Annotated in this window: 3 protein-coding genes; 1 reads left to right on the top strand and 2 read right to left on the bottom strand. The window is 59.5% G+C overall.

What is annotated here, in order from left to right; all coding sequences use genetic code 11:
• The first annotated feature begins 1,135 nt into the window (after nucleotides 1–1,135).
• Nucleotides 1,136–2,254, top strand: a complete 1,119-nt coding sequence (gene ald, locus M0D64_RS44560; protein WP_266262280.1) for an alanine dehydrogenase — start codon at nucleotides 1,136–1,138, stop codon at nucleotides 2,252–2,254.
• Between the two features lie 390 nt (nucleotides 2,255–2,644).
• On the opposite strand, the gene nudC is transcribed toward ald, so the two are convergent.
• Together nudC and M0D64_RS44550 are read right to left on the bottom strand one after the other, a co-directional pair.
• Nucleotides 2,645–3,589, bottom strand: coding sequence for an NAD(+) diphosphatase (gene nudC / locus M0D64_RS44555; protein ID WP_266262279.1), 945 nt, complete (start codon nucleotides 3,587–3,589; stop codon nucleotides 2,645–2,647).
• Nucleotides 3,590–4,223: 634 nt separating this feature from the next.
• Nucleotides 4,224–4,589, bottom strand: a 366-nt coding sequence (locus tag M0D64_RS44550; protein ID WP_266262278.1) for a hypothetical protein, incomplete at its 5' end; no start/stop codon positions are given.

Here is a 4,589-nt window from a genome sequence, read left to right as displayed (position 1 = left end):
CCCATTCGCCGCCAGAGTTGTGCCGGAGCCCCTTACCGCGCGAGCGGTTTAGTCCTCTCGGCCATTGCCGACGTTCAGGCAACGACGTCTGTGAGGCAGCTTCAGGGCACCTTCCTGCCGTTTGCACATCGATGGCAGCGAATGTCAGGTCCCGGTGTCAGCCAACGTGTGGTTTCCACCCTATGTGGACCATCGAGTTTCCACATAGCTGTCTTTAACGCTGCGACAATTTTTGGCAGTAGCTAGCGTAAATAGCCGTCCGACGATTCTTTTGCCGTGAACTCCAGACCTATCGACTAAACCTGATCGTTGATGGCAGCCAAGAACTCGATCACCTTCGTCCATACCCGGATGAGCTGTTGAGACCGGGTCGAAAATGTTTGAGGCCTGATACAGGCAAACCTAATCCGAGTGCTCCGGCTGCAGCGGATTGAGTTCGAACAATAAGTTGGCGTTGCACATGCGGCAACAGTAACGTTGCAAGCGAAAGGAACGACGGCTGAGCGGGCGCAGCCGCGTCGGCCCGTGGACAATCTGCAGCCCTTCGTGTGCCTTGACTGTCTCTTCGAGTTGCGTACTTTCGCAGGAAATGGATGTCAGAGCGGCGCCAGAAGGAGAACCGACGATAGCACCGCGTTCGGCGACGTATAGCGAGTCAGTAGTCGAAGAAAAGACCCGCATGGCGTCGGGCTAAATCCATATCGAAAGGAGACATGGAGGAGACAGGACTCGATATAAACCCTTAGGCCTGCGATGTAAGGTGATGGACACGCATCGCCTAATTCAGGTGTTTCAACCAAAATTCACCACAATTACATTAACAACTTCTACCACACCACCGATAGTATTGTGGAAATCACTACTCGTAGCCGGATATAGCACCTACGTCACGCTCGATTTCCGCATGCATCCCGCTCCGATGCTACCCGTCACAACCTGCTACTGGTCAAGCGCCCGGCGATGGCGTCGCCAACAGGTGAAATCGGGTAGACGGTGGCGATTGTTTCTTGCGATCCTGCCGCCTGCGTGCGTTAGCGTCGTCGATGCCTCCCTCGCCAACGCTCGCCGCTCGTGCTGGGCGTCTGAGGAATCAGATCATTTCGCGGCAGACCGGCAGTCCCATACAGGAGGCAATATGCACATAGGCGTTCCGAAGGAGATCAAGAACCACGAGTATCGTGTCGGTCTCACGCCGTCTTCGGTGCGTGAGATCGTTTCGCATGGACACAGCGTGGACGTCGAGACAGGCGCCGGCGCAGGCATCGGCGCAACGGACGACGCGTACCGGGCCGCGGGCGCGCAGGTTGCGCCCAGCGCAGAAGCGGTGTTTGCCGCTGCCGACATGATCGTCAAGGTGAAAGAGCCCCAGGCGCCCGAGCGTGCGATGCTGCGCCGAGGACAGATTCTTTTCACCTATTTGCACCTCGCGCCGGACCCCGAGCAGTGCGCCGATCTCGTCCGAAGCAACGCGGTCTGCATCGCCTATGAGACCGTCACGCAACGCGGCGGCGGACTGCCTCTGCTCGCGCCCATGTCAGAGGTTGCGGGCCGCATGTCGATTCAGGCGGGCGCGTTCAGCCTGGAACGCGCGCACGGTGGCAAGGGCATCCTGCTTGGCGGCGTGGCGGGCGTGCCCCCCGCGAAGATTGTGATCCTCGGCGCCGGCGTGGTTGGCACCAATGCCTCGCAGATGGCTGTCGGCACGGGTGCGCAGGTCGTCGTAATCGACCGCAATGTCGATGCGCTGCGACGCATGGACCGGCTGCTGGGCGCACGCGTGATCACCGTGTATTCGAATCAGGACAACATCGAACGACACGTGCTCGATGCCGACCTCGTGATCGGCGGCGTGCTCGTGCCCGGCGCCACTGCGCCCAAACTCGTCACCCGCAAGATGGTTGACGCGATGAGCCCCGGCTCCGTCATCGTCGATGTCGCGATCGACCAGGGCGGATGCTGCGAAACCGCGAGGCCTACGACTCACGCGGACCCCACGTACAAAGTTGGCGAAGTCGTACATTACTGTGTCGCAAACATGCCTGGCGGTGTGCCGCGCACGTCCACTTATGCGTTGAATAACGCGACGCTTCCCTTTGTCCTGCAAATCGCCGACCAGGGCTGGCGCAAGGCGCTTACCGATGACGAACATCTGCGTCGTGGCCTGAATGTCGCGTTCGGCAAAGTGACCTGTCCCGAGGTCGCCGAAGCACTGGGCTACACCTGCGAGGATGCAGGTGCCATCGCCACTGAATAGCAAAAACATCGAGACGAAGCGCGGACGGCTTATCCGGTCGCGCTCTCGAGCCAACGTGGTGGCGAGATTCGCCCCCTATCAGACTTGGTCAAGTTCCCACTGCGAACATCTGTATTCCACGAAATTCCGTTTTGCCGAACTGTATTTGGCTGATCGCCGACTATCGGCCAGAGAGACGTTCGACGCATTGCCCAAGATGGTCAACAATCGGAAGTCCAGCTTGAGATGAATGGGGCGTCTCGCATCATTCGAATCGGGCCGACGGGATAAGCCTAGGGGGCGGCGAGAATCGGTCCCCACCGACGCCTTACGCCGGAGTGAGCGATCCAGCTTCTGGCCTCGCGCACCTGGCGATTCTGTGCAATTGCAAGCGCTCCTTTTGCGGGACGCTCAGCTGAGCAATACCGAACCACCCTTCTCGACGTACGCCTGCAGCAAATGATGGGCAATGGCGAACGGCTTGGGCGTCGACAGACCATCCGCATGCGTTCCCGCGAGCATCGCCGCAACCTCTTGGCGCGAGAACCAGCGGGCGTCTTCGAGTTCGTCCGTATCGACGACGATGTCGGTATCGCTCGCCTGCGCAAAGCAACCGATCATCAGCGATGAAGGAAACGGCCACGGCTGCGACGCGAAGTAGACAACCCGTGCACACTTCACACGAGCCTCCTCCATCACTTCGCGGCGCACGGCGTCTTCCGTGGTCTCGCCCGGTTCAACAAAACCAGCAAGCGCCGAGTACATTCCAGGGGCGAAATGGCGCTGGCGTCCGAGCAGACACCGTTCGCCGTCTATCACCAGCATGATCACGACTGGATCCACCCGCGGGAAATGGCGTGTGCCGCAAACATCGCAGATGCGTTGCCAGCCGGCCGTCGTGACGCGGCTTACAGAGCCGCAGTTTGCGCAGAAGGAGTGGCGGCGATGCCAGTCAAGCATCGACTTCGCCTCGGCCAGTATTCCGAGCGCTCCCGCAGCGACGAGGTCTTGCAACGCGAGCGAGCGAAGGTCGATGCGGTCATAGCCGGTGCCTGGCGATGGGTCCTCTGGCGCAAGGTTGAGCGCGAAGCCGAGCGCGAAGCGTCCGCCGCCGTCGGTATCCTCCCCGAGGAAGACGCTATGAAGCGGCTGGCCAAAGGCAGCGGTCTCGCTGGCGACGAACCACGGGTCATACTCGCTGCCTCGCTTGAGCAAGGGGACGTCGCCGTCGAAGACGAGAAAGCGCGCGGCCGGGTCGCCACTTAGATGCTCGAAGAAGGCGTGGTCGTCCCGCTTGTCGGAGCGGCGGTCGAGCGGGTTGAAGTTAAAGCCGATGGACGCGGAAAAGGCGGTCATCAAGGTCGTTGACATATGGGCGAGGGATTCGCAAGTATGGCACGGAGTTCGGTCCGGTCGCTCGCCGGGGTTCGGTCGGCGTCGACACCAAGGACGCCAGCCGGCCAGCTACGGCCGTTCGCATGAGCTTTCACGCTGACATTCAAACGTCGGCGTTGCATGGTTAACGGACCTTCGCGCGCCGATTCTTTTCGACACGTCCTCGGCCAGAACCGGTATTTGCGCTGTTACCAGTCTGTGTGCCGGAGACGGGAGCGAGGGCTAACTGAGACGGACGGACAAGTGGGTTCGAGAGTGGCTGAAACAATAGCGACGGAACGACGCGGACATTCGAGCGTGCCTGCGCCCGACAACGGACACTCGTCGGCTGCCAGAAAGACGGGTCACCCTCGAATGTCCGCGGCCTAAATCCGGTGGATCGTGTCGCCTATTAGGCCGACACTTCCTGGACGCGGTATTTGCTGTTCCTTTCGAAAAATATGAAAAAAAGGCCAGAGAGAATATGAGGATTAAAAGCAAATGGGGAAGGGGCATTCACGAAGGAAAAGTCGTTTCCATCGTGGACGGCAAGAGGATTTTCATCCATCTACGCTCTGCGACTGAGACGCACGCTTTGGGCAACATGGCAACCCGTCTAAGCCAAAGCGTGCTTGCCGTCTCGATCGACAATGTGCAAAAAATAGCAGATCACATGAGTGAGCCATTTACCCACGCGAAACGAGACGACGTTGTAGTTCTGCTTTACGCAAGCGACGAAACCCGTAGAGCGGCCCTCGCCGTGCTCGGTCTGTGTGATGCATAAGCAGAGCTTCACCGTCATTCCGGTCGAATCAAACATGGCTGTTACACCCAGTAAGCTGCCATTTGGTTTGCTTGGTTCGAACGGCAGAAGCGGGTCGACAAGCGTCTTCCGCGACATCCCCCTCCGAGCTTTTGAGACGCTCTGCGCGCTGATCGTGTTGGCTGCAATCAACGCAGTCCGATTGTCTGGAGTCCTCCA

This window comes from Paraburkholderia sp. WS6 (assembly GCF_030464835.1).
In the GTDB taxonomy this organism is placed as follows: domain Bacteria; phylum Pseudomonadota; class Gammaproteobacteria; order Burkholderiales; family Burkholderiaceae; genus Paraburkholderia; species Paraburkholderia madseniana.
The sequence above is the reverse complement of the archived record's forward strand: the minus strand, read 5'-3'. Positions and strand labels throughout refer to the sequence as shown.

What these genes read in the sequence shown, in the direction of transcription:
- ald (WP_266262280.1), top strand. Translation starts at nt 1,136, where the DNA reads ATGCACATAGGCGTTCCGAAGGAGATCAAGAACCACGAGTATCGTGTC.
- nudC (WP_266262279.1), bottom strand. Translation starts at nt 3,589, where the DNA reads ATGACCGCCTTTTCCGCGTCCATCGGCTTTAACTTCAACCCGCTCGAC.